This is a genomic window from Streptomyces indicus, assembly GCF_900100315.1.
GTDB classification, from domain to species: Bacteria; Actinomycetota; Actinomycetes; order Streptomycetales; family Streptomycetaceae; genus Streptomyces; species Streptomyces indicus.
Genome location: NZ_FNFF01000008.1, coordinates 86,876 through 104,186, shown reverse-complemented (window position 1 = coordinate 104,186; position 17,311 = coordinate 86,876). Strand labels below are relative to the sequence as shown.

The following is a 17,311-nucleotide window of genomic DNA, read 5'->3' as shown; positions in this document are numbered from 1 at the left end:
CTGCGTTCCCCCGTGGACTGGAGCAATCCCGCAAGTCTGGAAAGATAGGGGCGACGATGACGTCATCCCCTCTGTGAGGGGCCCGGCGGACACCAGCCAGGGCGCCGAGCAAACCGACACCGCGTACATCAAGGAGCGGACAGATGCCCATCGCAACCCCCGAGGTCTACAACGAGATGCTCGACCGGGCGAAGGCAGGCAAGTTCGCCTACCCGGCCATCAACGTGACCTCCTCGCAGACGCTGCACGCTGCCCTGCGCGGCTTCGCGGAGGCGGAGAGCGACGGCATCATCCAGATGTCCACCGGTGGCGCCGAGTTCCTGGGCGGCCAGCACAACAAGGACATGGTCACCGGCGCGGTCGCCCTCGCCGAGTTCGCGCACGTCGTCGCCAAGAAGTACGACATCACCGTCGCGCTGCACACCGACCACTGCCCCAAGGACAAGCTGGACACCTACGTCCGCCCGCTGCTCGACATCTCCGCCGAGCGCGTGGCCCGCGGTGAGAACCCGCTGTTCCAGTCCCACATGTGGGACGGCTCGGCCGAGACCCTCGCCGACAACCTGGCCATCGGCCAGGAGCTGCTCGCCAAGGCCGCCGCCGCGAAGATCATCCTCGAGGTCGAGATCACCCCGACCGGCGGCGAGGAGGACGGCGTCAGCCACGAGATCAACGACGAGCTGTACACCACCGTCGACGACGCGATCCGCACCGCCGAGGCCCTGGGCCTGGGTGAGAAGGGCCGCTACCTGCTGGCCGCCTCGTTCGGCAACGTGCACGGCGTCTACAAGCCGGGCAACGTCGTCCTCAAGCCCGAGCTGCTCAAGGAGCTGCAGGAGGGCGTCGGCGCCAAGTACGGCAAGACCTCCCCGTTCGACTTCGTCTTCCACGGCGGCTCGGGCTCCACGCTCGAGGAGATCCACACCGCCCTGGAGTACGGCGTCGTGAAGCAGAACCTCGACACCGACACCCAGTACGCGTTCTCGCGCCCGGTCGCCGACCACATGTTCAAGAACTACGACGGCGTCCTGAAGGTCGACGGCGAGGTCGGCTCCAAGAAGACCTACGACCCGCGCACCTGGGGCAAGCTGGCCGAGGCCGGCATGGCCGGCCGCGTGGTCGAGGCCTGCAAGGCGCTGCGCTCGGCGGGCACCAAGCTGAAGTAAGCGTCACCAGTCCAGGGTTGGGCCCGGGTTCCGTTGCGGAACTCGGGCCTTTCGCCTGGTCGGAGGCGGACCAGGGGCTGTGCGCGGAGCACGGCGTCGCGGCCGTCCTGTCGCTCGTCGGGCACATCGCCGCGTACCGCGATGGCGAGGGCTGGCTGAACGAGCTGTGCGGATACGTCCGGGGGAATCTGCGGATGGTCGCCGGGAGGCTGAGCGCGGTGGGCCTCGACTGGCAGCCGCCGCAGGCCGGTTACCTCGCTTGGATCGATCTGCGTCCCCTCGGGATCCACGAGGACGAGCCGTTGCGGCGCGAGCTCATCGAGAGGGAGAAGGTCGCGATCATGCCGGGCGGTGCGTACGGCGCGCCGGGTTTCGTCCGGCTCAACGTGGGCTGTCCGCGGGCCAAGGCGGGGGCGGACGCGCTGGTCCGTGCGGTGCGGCGGCTGACCGCCTGACTGCCTGACAGAAGAAGGGCCGGACGCGGCGTCCGGCCCTTCTCTCGCGTGCCGCGTCAGCGCTTGAGCTGCTCGTACGCCTCTTCGCTGCTGTCCCGCAGGAACTGCCAGCAGCGCTCGAACTCTTCCTTCTCACCGATCTCGCCGGCCGCGCGGGCCAGGGCGGCCAGGCAGCGCAGGAAACCGCGGTTGGCCTCGTGGCTCCACGGCACCGGGCCGTGGCCCTTCCAGCCGGCGCGGCGCAGCGCGTCCAGGCCGCGGTGGTAACCGGTCCGGGCGTACGCGTACGACTCGATGACGCGTCCGCCGGCGTAGGCCTCGTCCGCGAGCAGCGCCCAGGCCAGCGAGTACGTGGGGTGCGCCGCGGCCACCGCGGCCGGGGCCTCGGTGGCGATCTGGGCCTTCGCCGCCTCGTTCTCCGGCAGGTGCGTGGGGCCGGGGCCGCCGAGCAGGTTCTTGTGCGTCTCCATGGCCGCCAGTCTGCCACCACGGCTGTTCGAGTGGTTTCCTCGGTCGGGGAGGTGCCGTGCTGACTCGACGACCACACCTGGCACTGGCCGCGGTGGCCGGGGCGGGGGTGCTCCTGTCCGTGCTCGTGCTGCCCTGGGCCATGCCGCTCGGCTGGGACGAGCTCGTGTACGCGACCCGCTTCTCGCCGTACGCCGGCGGCGTCGACGTCGAGTTCAGCGCCCCGCGCACCCGCGGCGTGCCCCTGCTCATCGCGCCGGTCGCGCTGTGGAGCGACTCGGTGGTGCTGCTGCGGGTGTGGCTGCTCCTGCTGTGGGCGGCGGCGCTGTATCTCGGGTTCCTGCCCTGGCTGCGGGTGCTGCGGCCGCGGTCGGCCGGACCTGTGGTGGTGCTCGGGGCCGCGGTGTACGCGAGCGTGTGGAGCGTCCTGTTCTACGCCGGGCACGCGATGCCCAACCACTACACCGCGATGGGGGCACTCGCCGCGGTGGGCTGTCTGCTGCACGTACCGCGCGGGCCCGCCTCGTACGCGGGCATCGTCGCCGGCCTCGCGACGGCCACGCTCATGCGCCCCAACGACGGGGTGTGGATGGCGCTTCCGCTGCTGGTGTGGGCCCTGCTCACGCGCGCCCCCGCGGCAGCCGGCGCGGTCACCGGAGGTGTGGCGGCCGGGCTGCTGCCGTGGATCGTCGAGGCCGAGCTGCGGTTCGGCGGGGTGCGCGAGCGGCTGCACGAGGCGAGCGGGGTGCAGGGCGGGGTGCGGCCGGTCCTGTCCGTACGCGACCATCTCGCCGCCCTCGACGGACGTCTGCTGTGCCGCCCCTGCGACGCGGACCAGCCGAGCCCGCCGGGCGTCATGATCTGGGTGCTCCTGGCCGTGCTCGTCGTGCTCGGGGTGCGCGCCGCGCCGCGTCCCCGGCGTGCCGTGTGGCTGCTGCTCGCCACCGCCGCCTGCGCCGCAGGACCGTACTTCTTCCTGGTGCCGTACGCGGCGCCGCGCTTCCTGTTCCCCGCGTACGCGCTGCTCGCGCTGCCCGCCGCGTTCGGCCTGCTCGCCGTACGGGACGCGGTGCGCGGCTCGCGTGCGCGCACCGCCCTCGTCATCGGGGTGCTCGCGGTGCACCTCGCCGGGCAGCTGCTCCTGCTGTACCGGCACGGCGGCATCCAGGACGGGGCCCGCTCGGACTGGGAGCGGGTCGCGCGGGTACTCCGGGAACAGGGGGTGCGCACCCCCTGCGTCATCGGCGGCAACGCCCAGCTCCAGCCCGTCGCGCACGCCGCGGGCTGCCGCGCGGACAAGGCCGCCGCCCGCCCGCACGCGCTCGTCCTCCTGAACGGCACCCCGCCGCCCTGGGCCCGCACCTGGGAGCGGCACCCCGTGCCCGACACGTACAACAAGGGCTGGTCGGTGCTGGTGAACCCGGACCGCGCGATCCCCGCGAGCGGGCCGTGAGACGGCTGTGACCAGGCGGCTCTTGCCGATACGGGGGAGGATTGCGGAGGATGCGGGTGGGGACCGGGGCCCCCGTGCCGGCATCGGCAGGGGCGGACCGCTACCCGAAGTACCGAGGAGACAGTGATGTCCCACGAGACCGCAGAGGCGGGGGCCGCTCGGAGCCCGGAGACCCCGGAGAGCCCGGACACCCCGCATCTCGACTTCGCCGGCACCACGCCGTACGAGGACTACGTCCAGGCCGATGTCCTCACCCACCTGCAGAAGACCCTCTCGGACGACCCCGGGGAAATGGTCTTCCTGGTGACGACACAGGTCATGGAACTCTGGTTCACGGTGATCGTGCACGAGTGGGAGACCGCCGCGAAGGCCCTGCGCGACGACGACCTGACCGTGGCGAAGGACGCGCTGAAGCGCTCCGTGCGCGAACTGGAGGCGCTCAACGCGTCCTGGACCCCGCTGGCCGGTCTGACCCCCGCGCAGTTCAACTCCTACCGCGCCGCACTCGGCGAGGGCTCCGGCTTCCAGTCGGCGATGTACCGGCGCATGGAGTTCCTGCTCGGTGACAAGTCCGCCTCCATGCTCGTCCCGCACCGCGGCGCGCCGCGCGTGCACGCCGAGCTGGAGAAGGCCCTGCACGAGCCCTCGCTCTACGACGAGGTGCTCCACCTGCTCGCCCGCCGCGGCTACGCGATCCCGCGCTCCGTACTCGACCGCGACCTCTCGCAGCGCTACGAGCCCTCGGCCGAGATCGAGGCGGTCTGGGCCGAGGTGTACCGCGGGGACCAGGACGACGAACTGGTGCGCCTGGGCGAGGCGTTGACGGACGTCGGCGAGCTGGTGTGGCGCTGGCGCAACGACCATCTGGTCGCGACGCGGCGCGCGATGGGCTCCAAGACCGGGACCGGCGGCTCGGCCGGCGTCGCGTGGCTGGAGAAGCGCGCCCGCAAGAACGTGTTCCCCGAGCTGTGGACGGCGCGGTCGTATGTCTGAGACTGCTGAGAACCCGCGGGTGCCTGAGGCTGCCGAGAACTCGCCGGTGTCGGGGACTGCTGAGCACTCGCTGGCGATACGGGCCGCCGAACTGGACGCCGCCGACGAACTGGCCAAGCTGCGCGACCGGTTCGTGCTCGACGAGACCGTGTATCTCGACGGCAACTCGCTCGGCGCGCTGCCCGCCGCCGTCCCCGAGCATGTCGCGGATGTCGTGGCGCGCGAGTGGGGGCGGATGCGGATCCGCTCCTGGACCGAGTCCGGCTGGTGGGAGGCGCCCGAGCGGATCGGCGATCTGATCGCCCCGCTCGTGGGGGCCGCGGCCGGGCAGATCGTGGTCGGCGACTCCACAAGTGTCAATGTGTTCAAGGCGGTTGTGGGGGCGGTCCGGCTCGCGGGCGAGGGCCGGGACGAGATCCTCGTGGACGAGCGGACCTTCCCGACGGACGGGTACATCGCCACGTCCGCGGCGCGCCTCACCGGCTGCACCGTGCGCCCCGTCCCCGTGGGCTCGCTGGCCGAGGAGGTCGGGCCGCGTACGGCGGCGGTCCTTGTCAACCACGTCGACTACCGGTGCGGGCGGCTGCACGACCTGCCCTCGGTCACCGCTGCGGTGCAGGCGGCCGGCGCCCTCGTGGTCTGGGACCTGTGCCACAGCGCGGGTGCGCTGCCGGTGGGTCTCGACGAGCACGGGGTCGATCTGGCGGTCGGCTGCACGTACAAGTTCCTCAACGGCGGCCCGGGCGCGCCCGCGTTCCTGTACGTGGCCGAGCGCCACCAGGCGGCCTTCGACTCCCCCCTGCCCGGCTGGAACTCGCATGCCGAACCCTTCGGAATGCGGCCGGAGTTCGTGCCCGTGGACGGGGCCCGGCGCGGCCGGGTCGGCACCCCGGACATCCTGTCCATGGCGGCGCTCGAAGCGGCACTCTCCGTGTGGGACGGGGTCTCGGTCGAGTCCGTACGGGCCAAGTCCCTCGCCCTGACGGACTTCTTCCTGGAGTGCGTGGCGGCGTACGTGCCCGAGGGCCGGGTCTCGGTCCTCACCCCGCTCGACCACGCGGCGCGGGGCAGCCAGGTGGCGCTGCGGTGCACGGACGCCTCCGAGGTGATGGCCGAGCTGATCCGGCGGGGCGTGGTCGGTGACTTCCGCGCCCCGGACGTCCTGCGCTTCGGCTTCACTCCGCTGTACGTGGGCTTCGCCGAGGTGGAGCGCGCGGCGCGCGTCCTGTCCGAGGTGCTCTGACCCGGTTCGGGGTACTCCTGATGGGCCCGGACCGGACCGGTCCGGCCGGGCCTGACGGAAGGAGTCCCCCATGAGCGGTCCGGAGTGGGCCATCGCGGTGCTCGTGGTGGTGCTTGCCGTGGTGGCCGGCTTCGCCCTCGTCCTGCTCGTCCGTCTGGTGCGCACCCGGCGGATGCTGCGCAGGGCGGGGGTGCCGGTGGAGAACACGCTCGCGTTCTGGGGCGCGCTGCTCTACGTGATCTCGCCCGTGGACCTGCTGCCGGACCCCGTCTACCTGGACGACATCGGTGTACTGCTGCTCGGTCTGCGCGCGCTGCACGCCGCCGCCGAACGCTCCGGCCTGCGCAAGGGCGGCTCGGCGCGGGACGGCTGAGGTACCGGCGCGGGACGGCTGAGGTACCGGCGCGCGACAACTGACAAAATCAAGCCACCCCGCCGGGCCCACCGCCCCGCCCGAACCGCCCACCGAAAGGCCGCACATGTCCGAGGACGCCACCGCCAGAGCAGCCGCCGAGGAGCAGTCGGCGTTCTCGCATCCGGCGGTGGAGCCGGACGCCACGGCCGCGTACGGGGAACACCCGGACCAGGTCGTCGACTTCTACGCGCCGCACGCCGTCGGACCGGCCGGCGCCCCGCTCGTCGTCGTGATCCACGGCGGCGCCTGGCGGGCCCCGTACGACCGCAGGCACCTCACCCCGTTCGCGGACTTCCTCGCCCGGCAGGGCTTCGCCGTGGCCAACATCGAGTACCGCAGGGGCAGTTCCATCCCCGCGCAGGGCGGCACCCTGGTCGCGGGCCGCTGGCCGGAGACCTTCGACGACGTCGCGGCCGCGCTCGACGCCCTGCCCGCGCTCGTACGGGACCACCTGCCGCAGGCCGACCCGCGCCGCACCGTCCTGACCGGGCACTCCGCCGGCGGCCAGCTGGCCCTGTGGGGCGCGTCCCGGCACGTGCTGCCCGAGGACTCGCCGTGGCACACCCCGTACCCCTCGCACCTGCGCGGGGTCGTGGCCCTCGCCCCGATCGCGGACTTCGCGCTCGCGCGCGAGCTGAAGGTGTGCAACGACGCGGTGCTCCAACTCCTGGGCGGGCCCGACCGGTTCGAGGAGCGGGCCGCGCACAGCGACCCGGCCGCGCTGCTGCCGACCGGCATCGCCACCGTCCTGGTGCAGGGCCGCGAGGACGCGGATGTGCCGTACCCGGTGGCGGAGGCGTACGCGGACGCGGCGGCGAAGTCCGGTGAGGTCGTGGGGCTCACGCTGCTCGAGGACATCGGGCACTTCCCGCTCATCGACCCCGCCGCGGACGCCTGCGCGGTGGTCGCCGAGGAGATCGCCCAACTCGCCTTCTAGGGAAGCACCCCAGCACTCCGGAGACGCGCCCCGGCTCTCCGGAGACGCGCCCCGGCTCCGCGGAGACGCGCCCCCGCTCTTCGCAGAAGCGCCCGCCCCGCTCTCCGCGCAAGCGCCCGCCCCCCTTTCCAGGGAAGCGCCCCCGCTCTCCGCGCAAGCGCCCACCCCCCTTTCCAGGGAAGCGCCCCCGCTCTCCGCGCAAGCGCCCGCCCCGCTTTCCAAGGAACCACTCGAAGCCGGGCGGTTACGATCGCAGCATGCCGCTGACGATGACCGACGTGGACCGCTTCGAGGCCGCGCGCCCGCGCCTGGAGGCCATCGCGTACCGCATGCTCGGCTCGTCCGCGGAGGCCGAGGACCTCGTGCAGGAGACGTATCTGCGCTGGCAGGCAGCGGACGTCGAGCGGATCGAGGTGCCCGAGGCCTGGCTGACCAAGGTGCTCACCAACCTCTGCCTCAACCACCTGACCTCGGCCCGCGCCCGCCGCGAGACCTACGTCGGCCAGTGGCTGCCCGAGCCGCTGCTCGAAGGCGACCCGATGCTCGGCCCGGCGGACACGGCCGAGCAGCGCGAGTCGGTCTCGTACGCCGTGCTCACCCTCATGGAGCGGCTCTCGCCGAACGAGCGCGCGGTGTACGTGCTCAAGGAGGCCTTCGCGTACGGGCACCGCGAGATCGCCGGGATCCTCGACATCAGCGAGGCCGCCAGCCAGCAGATCTTCAGCCGGGCGAAGAAGCACCTCGCGCAGGGCAAGGCACGTACCGAGATCGACGAGGCGGCGGCGCGGCGGATCGTCGAGGAGTTCCTCGCGGCCGCGACCAGCGGGCAGACCGAGCCGCTGGTGAAGCTGCTGACCTCGGACGCCATCGCGGTCGGCGACGGCGGCGGGAAGATCCCGGCGAAGGCCACGCCGTTCGAGGGTGCGCGTGCGGTGGCCACGTTCCTGCGCGGCATGTTCAAGCCGGCCGACAGCAAGCGCCGCCTGATGGGCGGCGCCCCGGAGGTCTACGCGACCACGGCCAACGGCGCCCCGGCCCTCGTCGTCGTGGTCGACGGGCGGGTCTTCGGCGTGATGTGCCTGGAGCAGTCCGAGGAGGGCATCGTCGCGGTCCGCAGCCAGGTCAACCCGGACAAGCTGCACCGCGCCACCGAGGTCTGGGGCGCCGCGGAGCACGGGGAGCCGCTGGTCCTGGCCGGCTGGTGACCCCTCCGTCCGCCCTGTGACGCAGGTCACATCCCGTACCTGTCAGGAATCCGCGGGCCGCCCGGTTCAAGGGGCGTGACCGCGAAGAGCGACCGACAGCGTCAGTCGGCGACAGACAGGGGCAGGACCATGAACGCACTCCGCAAGCACCGCATCGTCGTCCTCGGCGCCGGCTACACCGGGGCCGGCGCGGCCGGGCGTCTCGCCAAGCGGCTGCACCGCGACGACGTCGAGATCACCCTCGTGAACGCCGAGCCCGACTTCGTCGAGCGCGTCCGCAACCACCAGCTGGCCGTCGGCCAGGAGCTGAAGGCCCGGCCCTTCGACGCGATGTTCGCGGGCACCGGCATCCGGCTCGAGCTCGCGCGGGTCACCGCCGTCGAAGTGGACGCGAAGACCGTGCGCGTCCGCGGCGGGGACGGCGACGAGAGCATCCCGTACGACACCCTCGTCTACGCACTCGGCAGCCGCTCGAACGACCACGGCGTGCCCGGCGTCACCGAGCACGCCCACGAGGTGGCGAGCCGGCCCGGCGCGCTGCGGCTGCGCGCACGGCTCCAGGAGCTGGCCCCGGGCGGGAAGGTCCTGGTCGTCGGCGGCGGGCTCACCGGCATCGAGGCCGTCACCGAGATCGCCGAGTCCCGGCCCGACCTCGATGTGGCGCTCGCCGCGCGCGGTGAGCTCGGCGACTGGCTGAGCCGCAAGGGCGCGGCCCACCTGCGCAAGGTGTTCGGCAGGCTCGGCATCACCGCGTACGAGCACACCGCGGTCGCCGCCGTCGAGGCCGGACAGGTCAAGACCGAAGAGGGCGAACTGATCGCCGCCGACGTCACCGTCTGGACCACGGGCTTCGCGGTCGACCCGATCGCGCAGGCCAGCGGCCTGCAGGTGACCGAGAACGGGCAGATCGTGGTCGACGGCATGATGCGCTCGGTCTCGCACCCGGAGGTGTACGCGGTGGGCGACGCGGGCTACGCGATGGGCGCCGGCGACAAGCCGCTGCGGATGTCCTGCGCCACCGGCACCCCGATGGCCTGGCAGGCGGCGGACGCGATCGCGGCGGACCTGACCGGCCTGAAGGAGCCGAAGATGCCGCTGCGCTACTTCCAGCAGTGCGTCTCGCTCGGCCGCAAGGAGGGCCTGATCCAGTTCGTGACGGCCGACGACACCTCGGTGGAGCGGGTCCTGACCGGCCGCAAGGCCGCCGTCTACAAGGAGCTGATCTGCAAGGGCGCGGCCTGGGCCGTGGCCAACCCGGGCGCCATGGTGGGCTCGCGCGGACGGCGCGTGCGGGCCGGGCGGCCGCAGACCGTGGCGGCGGCCTGACGGTACGTCGTCACCCCCGGGCAGTGGGTACGTCGTCACCCCGGGTAGTACCTGAGACGGACCCCGCAGGATCCGGCCCGCAGGTGACGACGCCGCCCGGGCGCCCCTCTACCGTCGTCTGCGTGGACCAGACAGCTCAGACCCCTCAGGGCGCCCGCACCGAGGCCCGCCTCATCCGAGGCGGGCTCGGTGCGCTGCGCGCCGATCTGTTCAGCGGCGCGTTCGCGTTCCGGCCGCTGCCGCCGCTGGAGCCCGGTCACCGGGCGCTGCGGCGGATACCCGAGCAGTACCGGGAGCGGGCGCGGTGGCTGCCGCACGGTCTCGTCGTCCTGGCGGCGGTGTTCGTCTTCCTGCTCGGCATCGCCGAGAGCGGCTCCTACGGCGGTGATCTGGAGGGCATCACCGTCGGTTTCGTCGCCGCCTTGCCGGTGCTCCTCACGCTGACCAGGCCGGTGGCCGCCTTCTGGCTCTCCGTCGCGGTCAGCGCCGTCACGGTGCTCGTCGGCGCCGCGTACACCGGCGCCTTCCCCTGGACGGCCGCCGGCTTCCTCGCCCACCTCGTCGTCATGACGCAGATCGCCCTGCGCAGCCGGCCGCGGGTGGCCGTCGAGATGTGGCTGATCACGGTCGGTCTCGCCGCCCTCGTCGTCGCCGGCGAGGGGCACGGCGACGACGCCCTGATGGCGATGCTCGTCCTGGCCGCCTTCGCCCTCGCGGCCGCCGTGTCGGTGGGCGGCTGGAACACCGCCCGCCAGGAGGTCGCCGTCAAGGAGGCCGAGGTGGCGACCAAGGAGGCGGACACCCTCGCCGAACGCTCCAAGCGCACCCGCCTGGAGGAGCGCACCAACATCGCGCGCGAGCTGCACGACGTGGTCGCCCACCACATGAGCGTGGTCGCGATCCAGGCCGAGGCCGCGCCGTACCGCGTCGAGAACCCGCCGCCGGAGCTGGAGCAGGCCTTCGCCACGATCCGTGAGAACGCGGTGGCCGCGCTCACCGAACTGCGCCGCGTGCTCGGCGTCGTACGGGCGGAGGACTACGAGGCGCCGGACGCGCCCCAGCCCACCCTCGCCGACCTCGACGCGCTGCTGCGCAACGTCCGCGAGGCCGGGCTCACCGCGGACAAGACGGTCACCGGCGCCGTGCGCGAACTGCCGCCGGGCGTCGAGCTGTCCGCGTACCGCATCGTCCAGGAGGCCCTGAGCAACACGCTGCGGCACGCGCCCGGCGCGCAGGCCAAGGTCGAAGTGGCGTATGTCCTGGGCGGGTTGGGCCTGCGGGTGGTCAACGGGCCCGCGACCGGTCTCGTCAAGCCCTCGCCCGGAGCCGGCCACGGCCTGACCGGGATGCGCGAGCGGGTGGCGATGCTCGGCGGCGTGATGACCGCGGGGGAGAGCGCGGACGGGGGATACGAGGTGAGCGCGTTCCTGCCGGTGGAGCCGGCGGCCGGGGACGCCGGAGCGGAGACCTCGTGACGATCCGTGTCGTCATCGTGGACGACCAGATGATGGTCCGCGAGGGCTTCTCCGTGCTGCTCAACGCGATGCCCGACATCGAGGTCGTCGGCGAGGCGGTGAACGGGCGCGAGGCCATCGCGAAGGTGGCCGAACTGCGCCCGGACGTGGTCCTGATGGACATCCGCATGCCCGAGCTCAACGGTATCGAGGCCACCCGCGAGATCGTCGCCTCCGACGCCGCCACGAAGGTGCTCGTCCTGACCACCTTCGACCTCGACGAGTACGTGTACGAGGCACTGCGGGCCGGAGCGTCCGGGTTCCTGCTGAAGGACGCCTCGGCCCGTCAACTGGCCGAAGGGGTACGGGTGGTGGCGGACGGCGAGGCGCTGCTCGCGCCGACCGTCACCAAGCGCCTGATCGTCGAGTTCTCCCGGCTGGGCGGCCAGGCCGGGCTCAAGGCCCCGGCCCAGGAGCAGATCGGCGACCTCACGGAGCGCGAGACGGAGGTGCTCGTCCTGATCGCGCAGGGCCTGTCGAACGCGGAGATCGCCGACCACCTCGTCGTCGCCGAGTCCACGATCAAGACGCATGTCTCCCGGATCCTGGTGAAGCTGGGCCTGCGGGACCGCACGCAGGCGGCGGTGTTCGCGTACGAGGCGCGGCTGGTGACGCCGGGGTGAGAGCGGGGGCGGGGCGCCGGGGTGATTGCGGGGTCGGGGCGCTGGGGCGGGCCGGGGCGGTGACGTCGCGGCAGGGCCCGCCTAGGGTCGGTCCATGACGACGTCAGCCTTCGCCCCGTCCTCGCCGGAGTTCGCCGCCGACCCCTACCCCGCGTACGCCGAACTCCGCGCCGCGGGAAGGGCGTTGTGGTTCGAGCCCTCGCGGCAGTGGCTGATCCCGCACCACGCCGACGTCTCCGCCCTGCTCAGGGACCGCAGGCTCGGGCGCACCTACCAGCACCGCTACACGCACGAGGAGTTCGGCCGCACCCCGCCGCCGCCCGCACACGAGCCCTTCCACACCCTCAACGACAACGGGCTGCTCGACCTGGAGGCCCCGCGGCACACCCGGATCCGGCGCCTGGTGTCGAAGGCGTTCACGCCGCGCACGGTGCAGCGACTGACGCCGTACGTCGAGGAGTTGGCAGCCTCCCTCGTGGCGCGGCTCGTCGCGAACGGGGGCGGGGATCTCGTCGCCGAGGTGGCCGAGCCGCTGCCGGTCGCCGTGATCGCCGAGATGCTCGGCGTTCCCGAGAGCGACCGCGGGCTGCTGCGGCCCTGGTCGGCGGACATCTGCGGGATGTACGAGCTGAACCCGTCGGACGAGACCGCGCGGCGGGCCGTCTCCGCGTCGGTCGAGTTCTCCGCGTATCTGCGCGAGTTGATCGCAGCGCGGCGCAAGGAGCCGGGGGAGGATCTGATCTCCGGCCTGATCGCCTCCCACGACGAGGACGACGGCCGGCTGACCGAGCAGGAGATGATCTCCACCTGCGTGCTGCTGCTCAACGCGGGACACGAGGCGACGGTGAACACGACCGGAAACGGGTGGTTCGCCCTGTTCCGGAACCCCGAACAGCTGGCCGCCCTGCGCGCGGACCCCGCTCCGGAAAAGTTGTCCACAGCTGTGGAAGAACTGATGCGCTACGACACCCCGCTCCACCTCTTCGAGCGCTGGGTGCTCGAGGACATCGAGGTGGGCGGGGTGCGGATCCCGAAGGGCTCCGAGGTCGCGCTGCTCTTCGGGTCCGCCAACCACGACCCGGCGGTGTTCGTGGAGTCCGAGCGCCTCGACCTGACCCGCGCGGACAATCCGCACGTGTCCCTCGGCGCCGGCATCCACTACTGCCTGGGCGCCCCGCTGGCCCGGATCGAACTCGCCGCTTCCTTCGGGCAGTTGATCCGGCAGGCGCCCGCGCTGCGGCTCGCGGGAGAGCCGCAGCGCAAGGCCGGGTTCGTGATCCGGGGGCTCGGATCCCTCCCGGTGGAGGTCTGAGCGAAGGCGTTGTCAGTGGGGGCCGATAGCCTGAGAAGGGCTTCGGCCCCCGGGCGGGAGGGGACTGTTCCGAGTTCAGCTCTGCATGCCCCGGTTCAGCTCTGCATGTCCCGCCGCCTCAGCCCCACCAATCCCGCCACCGTGAACACCGCCGCCAGCGCGAGCTGGACGAGGACCGGTGTCCACTCCATCGCGTTGCCCGGCATCTTGGGCAGATGCTGGAACGGTGACAGGTTCAGGGCCGCGTCCGGCAGGTTGAGCGCCGGGCCGATCCAGCCGAGGCCGAGCGAGAGCGCCGCGTACGCCCAGCCCAGGGGCGCGAGACGGGGCAGCAGCCCGTAGACGAGGACCGCGAACGAGCCGAGCAGCCAGACCGCCGCGATCTGCACGAGGCTCGCGCCCAGGAGCGGGCCGGCCTCCTTGCGGTAGCCGACCGCCAGGCCCAGGCCGCCGAGCAGCAGGAGCAGGGCCGCACCGCCGAAGGCCACGTACAGGTGGCCCGCCGCCCACCGGACGCGGCCCACCGCCGCGGCCAGGACCGGCTCGGCGCGCTGGGCGGTCTCCTCGCCGTTCAGACGGAGCACCGACTGCACGATGTACAGCGCGCCGACCATCGCGAGCATGCCGAGCATCGCGGCGAGGAAGGCGTCGGTGACGCCCGCCTGGCCGCCCATCCGCTCCAGCATCTCCTTGGTGTTCTCGTTGTCGCCGACCAGGTCGGCCGCGCCCTCGGTCATCGAGCCGAACATGATCCCGGCGAGCAGGAAGCCGGCGCCCCAGCCGAGCAGCGCGCCGCGCTGGAGCCGCCAGGCCAGTGAAGTCGCCGTCGACAGACGGCCTTCGGCGGGTCCGGGGCGGGCGGGGATGAAGCTCATCCCGACGTCGCGGCGGCCCGCGAGGGTGTACGCCACCACGGCCTGGACCGCGACCACGGCCGCGAACAGCAGCACCACCCACCAGCGTTCACCGGCGAAGGCCCGCATGTTCTCGGCCCAGCCGATCGGCGAGAGCCAGGTCAGCGGGTGCGAGCCGTCGGTGCGCGCGGCGTCGCCCGCCGCCTTGAGCGCCCAGGCGAGCCCGAGCACCGCCGCGGTCAGGCCCCTGGCCAGCCGCGCGGTCTCGGTGAGCTGGGCGCAGACGGCGGCCAGGGTCGCGAACACCATGCCCACTCCGGCGATCGCGAGCCCGAGCGCCAGCGCGCCGGCCGCGCCCTCGCCCGCGAGCCCCAGCGTCACGAGCAGTGCGATGCCGGCGTTGGCGATCAGTGCGGTGAGCAGCGCCGCCGTCAGCGAGGCCCGCCGCCCCACCTGGAGCGAGGCGAGCATCTCCTGCCGGCCCGTCTCCTCCTCCTCGCGGGTGTGCCGTACGACGAGCAGCAGGCTCATCACGGCCGCGAACGCGCCCATGAACGCCACGTACCGCCAGGACACGAGCGCCCCGAGCGAGTCGTCGAACACCGGCCCGTACAGCGAACGCAGCGAACTGTTCGTCGCCATCGAGGAGATGACGTTCGCCCGCTCCTCGGGGGTGTCGTAGAAGGCGCCGAGGGAGTTCGCGGCGCTCGCGGTGGTGCCGCCGACGACGAGCACCCACAGCGGGAGCATCACACGGTCGCGGCGCAGCGCGAGCCGCAGCAGCGCGCCGGTGCCTGCCAGCGGGCGGGTGCCGCCGGTGCGGGGCGCGAACCGGGTGTCGGCCGTCACGGCGGTCATCGCGCCCTCGCCCCTTCGCCGCCGGCTGCTGCGGTCACCTCGTCCTGGTAGTGCCGCAGGAACAGCTCCTCCAGGGTCGGCGGCGTGCTGGTCAGCGAGCGCACCCCGGACTCGGTGAGCGACCTCAGTACCGCGTCGAGCTTGTCCGAGTCGACCTGGAGGCGGACCCGGTGGCCCTGGACGTCGAGGTCGTGGACGCCGGGCAGGGCGCTCAACCCGTTGGGCGCGCCCGCCAGTTCGGCCGTCACGGAGGTGCGGGTGAGGTGGCGCAGGTCGGCGAGCGAACCCGTCTCGACCGTACGGCCCTTGCGGATGATGGAGACCCGGTCGCAGAGCTCCTCGACCTCGCTGAGGATGTGGCTGGACAGCAGGACCGTACGGCCGCGCCGCCGTTCCTCCTCCACGCAGCTCTGGAAGACCTCCTCCATCAGCGGGTCGAGCCCGGAGGTGGGCTCGTCGAGGATCAGCAGCTCCACGTCCTTGGCGGCGAAGGCCGCGACCAGGGCGACCTTCTGCCGGTTGCCCTTGGAGTAGGTGCGGCCCTTCTTCGTCGGGTCGAGCTCGAAGCGCTCGATCAGCTCGGCCCGCCGCGCCTTGTCGAGTCCGCCGCGCAGCCTGCCGTACAGGTCGATGACCTCGCCGCCGCTGAGGTTGCGCCACAGGGTCACGTCGCCGGGGACGTAGGCGATACGGCGGTGCAGCTCCACGGCGTCGTGCCACGGGTCCCTGCCGAGCAGCTGGGCGGCGCCGGAGTCGGCGCGCAGCAGGCCGAGGAGGACGCGGATGGTGGTGGACTTGCCGGCCCCGTTCGGGCCGAGGAAGCCGTGCACCTCGCCGGCCTCGACCTCGAGGTCGAGGCCGTCCAGAGCGTGTGTCCTGCCGAACGCCTTGTGGAGTCCGGAGACGGTGATTGCCTTCGTCATGGTTTTGAACGTACGGTACTTTCAGAAATTTGTGAAGTTAAGGAAGCGTATAAACTCGGGGTCGCGCCGGTGAGCAGGGGAGATGATCGGGACATGGCCGCAGGGAACGACCGAGCCGACGGGCAGGGGACGCGCGAGGCGCGTGTGGACCGCTTCGTGGAGACGTTCGCGGCGCAGCTGACCGAGGCCGGCATGCAGCGGATGCCGGCCCGGGTCTTCGGGGCCCTGCTCTCCTCGGAGTCGGGGGCCATGAGCTCGGCGGAGCTGAGCGAGCAGCTGAAGGTCAGCCCGGCGGCGGTCTCCGGGGCGGTGCGCTATCTGGCCCAGGTCCACATGGTGACGCGCGAGCGCGAGCCCGGTTCGCGCCGCGAGCGCTACCGCGTGCACGCCTCCAGCTGGTACGAGGCGCTGACCAACCGCGACCAGGTGCTCAAGCGCTGGGAGGCGACCCTGCGCGAGGGTGTGGACAGCCTCGGCTCCGATACGGCGGCGGGGCGGCGGATGGCCGAGACGCTGGAGTTCTTCGAGTTCCTGGAGAGGGAGCTGACGGGGCTCATGGAGCGGTGGCGGACGCACCGGGACGCGGTGTTCGGCCGGCAGCAGTAACCGGCGGGCTCACGCACGGGAGCCCCGCTGCTCCCCCGAGCGCACCACCGGAGCCCTGCCCCTCACCACCTCCGAGCGCACCACCGGAGCCCGGCCCCTCACCCCCGCGGCAGCGTCAGCGCCCACGCCCCCGCCCGTACCGTCCACGTCCGGGTGCGCACCGGGCCCGCCGTCAGGGCGTCCGCGCGGTAGCGGAAGTCGGGGCCCGAGACCGTCACCGTGCGGGCCCTGGCGTGCAGGGCCGGGGCCGCGGCGCCCACCGACGTGGGCCTGACCTCGACCCGCGCGAAGCCCCCGCGCGCGGTCGACACCGAGACGTCCGCCACCGGCTGGTCCAGATCGACGAGCGTCACCCCGTCCGCCTCGACCCGCAGCCGCGAAGGGCCGGGGGACTGCGCCGGAGCAGGCCGTACGAGGGTCCGTACGAGCGACTGGCAGGTCCGCAGGCCCGGCCCCCACCACGGGGCGCGGCCCGCACCCTCCGCGGCCGGCAGGGCCGGGATCCGCAGGTCGCCGAGGACGACACCGTCGCTGTCGTCCACCAGCAGGTCGAGCCGGCGGGCCTCGCCGTCGAGCACCGCCGAGGCCGCCGCGACCGGGCCGTCCGGCACCCCGAGCCCTTGCGCGAGGCAGGTCCGGGTGCCCACGGGGACCACCGAGAGCACCGAGGAGGCCAGCTCGCGCTCGCGGTGCAGCAGCGAGACCGCCCGCAGGAGCGCCCGGTCGTCGCCGACGACCACCGGTCTGCGCGTGCCGCGGCGCCGGAGCGCCCGGGCGAATTCCTCCGGCCCGTCCGGCAGGCAGATCTTCACCGGCCCGCCGGAGCGCGCGCAGAGCACGTCCTTGGCGATCCGGACGGACTCGCCGTCGGTGCGCCTGGCTGCGGGATCGATGACGACAAGGAGCGGCTGGGAGCTCTTCGCAGCGGGCGCTGGAGCCGACACCTCGGTCCTTCCTCAA

General features: G+C 72.9%; 16 protein-coding genes and 1 pseudogene. 13 read left to right on the top strand and 4 right to left on the bottom strand.

Going from position 1 to position 17,311, the window contains the following annotated elements; translation table 11 throughout:
• Positions 1–143 precede the first annotated feature (143 nt).
• Positions 144–1,166 (top strand): class II fructose-bisphosphate aldolase, encoded by a 1,023-nt coding sequence (gene fbaA, locus BLT97_RS20645; protein ID WP_093612418.1) that lies wholly within the window; start codon positions 144–146, stop codon positions 1,164–1,166.
• Between the two features lie 62 nt (positions 1,167–1,228).
• A pseudogene (locus BLT97_RS20640) lies at positions 1,229–1,621 on the top strand (aminotransferase class I/II-fold pyridoxal phosphate-dependent enzyme); the annotation flags it as partial.
• 56 nt (positions 1,622–1,677) lie between these two features.
• On the opposite strand, the gene BLT97_RS20635 reads toward BLT97_RS20640, so the two are convergent.
• Positions 1,678–2,091, bottom strand: a complete 414-nt coding sequence (locus BLT97_RS20635) for a DUF3151 domain-containing protein (protein ID WP_093612416.1) — start codon at positions 2,089–2,091, stop codon at positions 1,678–1,680.
• Positions 2,092–2,147: 56 nt separating this feature from the next.
• Between BLT97_RS20635 and BLT97_RS20630 the strand changes: the two genes are divergently transcribed.
• The 10 genes from BLT97_RS20630 to BLT97_RS20585 all read left to right on the top strand — a co-directional run bounded on the left by BLT97_RS20630 (position 2,148) and on the right by BLT97_RS20585 (position 13,110).
• Positions 2,148–3,542, top strand: a complete 1,395-nt coding sequence (locus BLT97_RS20630; RefSeq protein WP_245769439.1) for a hypothetical protein — start codon at positions 2,148–2,150, stop codon at positions 3,540–3,542.
• A gap of 126 nt (positions 3,543–3,668) precedes the next feature.
• A complete protein-coding gene (locus BLT97_RS20625; RefSeq protein WP_093612414.1) occupies positions 3,669–4,535 on the top strand; it encodes a tryptophan 2,3-dioxygenase family protein in 867 nt (288 codons plus the stop codon).
• Positions 4,528–5,778, top strand: a complete 1,251-nt coding sequence (gene kynU / locus BLT97_RS20620; RefSeq protein WP_093612412.1) for a kynureninase — start codon at positions 4,528–4,530, stop codon at positions 5,776–5,778. Before BLT97_RS20625 ends, kynU begins: the two co-directional genes overlap by 8 nt.
• A gap of 70 nt (positions 5,779–5,848) precedes the next feature.
• Complete coding sequence (locus tag BLT97_RS20615) at positions 5,849–6,151, top strand: YkvA family protein (protein WP_093612410.1); 303 nt, start codon at positions 5,849–5,851, stop codon at positions 6,149–6,151.
• A 106-nt stretch (positions 6,152–6,257) separates the two neighbouring features.
• Positions 6,258–7,130: an alpha/beta hydrolase family protein gene (locus tag BLT97_RS20610; protein WP_093612408.1), complete on the top strand. Its 873-nt coding sequence runs from the start codon at positions 6,258–6,260 to the stop codon at positions 7,128–7,130.
• 257 nt (positions 7,131–7,387) lie between these two features.
• On the top strand, positions 7,388–8,335 hold the full coding sequence (locus BLT97_RS20605) for an RNA polymerase sigma-70 factor (protein ID WP_093612406.1): 948 nt from the start codon (positions 7,388–7,390) through the stop codon (positions 8,333–8,335).
• A 129-nt stretch (positions 8,336–8,464) separates the two neighbouring features.
• The gene (locus BLT97_RS20600; protein WP_093612404.1) at positions 8,465–9,661 is read left to right on the top strand and encodes an NAD(P)/FAD-dependent oxidoreductase; all 1,197 of its coding nucleotides are present in this window, start codon (positions 8,465–8,467) and stop codon (positions 9,659–9,661) included.
• Between the two features lie 122 nt (positions 9,662–9,783).
• Positions 9,784–11,136, top strand: coding sequence for a sensor histidine kinase (locus tag BLT97_RS20595; protein ID WP_093612402.1), 1,353 nt, complete (start codon positions 9,784–9,786; stop codon positions 11,134–11,136).
• Positions 11,133–11,798 (top strand): response regulator, encoded by a 666-nt coding sequence (locus BLT97_RS20590; protein WP_093612400.1) that lies wholly within the window; start codon positions 11,133–11,135, stop codon positions 11,796–11,798. The genes BLT97_RS20595 and BLT97_RS20590 overlap by 4 nt, the downstream gene beginning before the upstream one ends.
• Positions 11,799–11,892: 94 nt before the next feature.
• Entirely contained in the window at positions 11,893–13,110 is a 1,218-nt protein-coding gene (locus BLT97_RS20585; protein ID WP_093612398.1) for a cytochrome P450, read from the top strand.
• Positions 13,111–13,205: 95 nt separating this feature from the next.
• Here BLT97_RS20585 and BLT97_RS37920 read toward each other — a convergent pair whose 3' ends face one another.
• Positions 13,206–14,822 carry an ABC transporter permease gene (locus BLT97_RS37920; protein ID WP_093612396.1) on the bottom strand — a complete coding sequence of 539 codons (1,617 nt, stop codon included), beginning with the start codon at positions 14,820–14,822 and terminating at the stop codon, positions 13,206–13,208.
• Positions 14,819–15,745 carry an ABC transporter ATP-binding protein gene (locus tag BLT97_RS20575; RefSeq protein WP_093612394.1) on the bottom strand — a complete coding sequence of 309 codons (927 nt, stop codon included), beginning with the start codon at positions 15,743–15,745 and terminating at the stop codon, positions 14,819–14,821. Before BLT97_RS20575 ends, BLT97_RS37920 begins: the two co-directional genes overlap by 4 nt.
• Before the next feature lie 93 nt (positions 15,746–15,838).
• On the opposite strand from BLT97_RS20575, the gene BLT97_RS20570 reads away from it, so the two are divergent.
• Positions 15,839–16,351: a GbsR/MarR family transcriptional regulator gene (locus BLT97_RS20570; protein WP_093612392.1), complete on the top strand. Its 513-nt coding sequence runs from the start codon at positions 15,839–15,841 to the stop codon at positions 16,349–16,351.
• A 98-nt stretch (positions 16,352–16,449) separates the two neighbouring features.
• Here BLT97_RS20570 and BLT97_RS20565 read toward each other — a convergent pair whose 3' ends face one another.
• Positions 16,450–17,295 (bottom strand): diacylglycerol kinase family protein, encoded by an 846-nt coding sequence (locus BLT97_RS20565; RefSeq protein ID WP_093612390.1) that lies wholly within the window; start codon positions 17,293–17,295, stop codon positions 16,450–16,452.
• Positions 17,296–17,311 lie beyond the last annotated feature (16 nt).

Excerpts from the sequence above, each read along its gene's own strand:
- BLT97_RS20610 (WP_093612408.1), top strand. The coding sequence starts at position 6,258 with ATGTCCGAGGACGCCACCGCCAGAGCAGCCGCCGAGGAGCAGTCGGCG.
- fbaA (WP_093612418.1), top strand. The coding sequence starts at position 144 with ATGCCCATCGCAACCCCCGAGGTCTACAACGAGATGCTCGACCGGGCG.
- BLT97_RS20575 (WP_093612394.1), bottom strand. The coding sequence starts at position 15,745 with ATGACGAAGGCAATCACCGTCTCCGGACTCCACAAGGCGTTCGGCAGG.
- BLT97_RS20625 (WP_093612414.1), top strand. The coding sequence starts at position 3,669 with ATGTCCCACGAGACCGCAGAGGCGGGGGCCGCTCGGAGCCCGGAGACC.
- BLT97_RS20615 (WP_093612410.1), top strand. The coding sequence starts at position 5,849 with ATGAGCGGTCCGGAGTGGGCCATCGCGGTGCTCGTGGTGGTGCTTGCC.
- BLT97_RS20605 (WP_093612406.1), top strand. The coding sequence starts at position 7,388 with ATGCCGCTGACGATGACCGACGTGGACCGCTTCGAGGCCGCGCGCCCG.
- BLT97_RS37920 (WP_093612396.1), bottom strand. The coding sequence starts at position 14,822 with ATGACCGCCGTGACGGCCGACACCCGGTTCGCGCCCCGCACCGGCGGC.
- BLT97_RS20585 (WP_093612398.1), top strand. The coding sequence starts at position 11,893 with ATGACGACGTCAGCCTTCGCCCCGTCCTCGCCGGAGTTCGCCGCCGAC.
- BLT97_RS20570 (WP_093612392.1), top strand. The coding sequence starts at position 15,839 with ATGGCCGCAGGGAACGACCGAGCCGACGGGCAGGGGACGCGCGAGGCG.
- kynU (WP_093612412.1), top strand. The coding sequence starts at position 4,528 with ATGTCTGAGACTGCTGAGAACCCGCGGGTGCCTGAGGCTGCCGAGAAC.
- BLT97_RS20600 (WP_093612404.1), top strand. The coding sequence starts at position 8,465 with ATGAACGCACTCCGCAAGCACCGCATCGTCGTCCTCGGCGCCGGCTAC.
- BLT97_RS20635 (WP_093612416.1), bottom strand. The coding sequence starts at position 2,091 with ATGGAGACGCACAAGAACCTGCTCGGCGGCCCCGGCCCCACGCACCTG.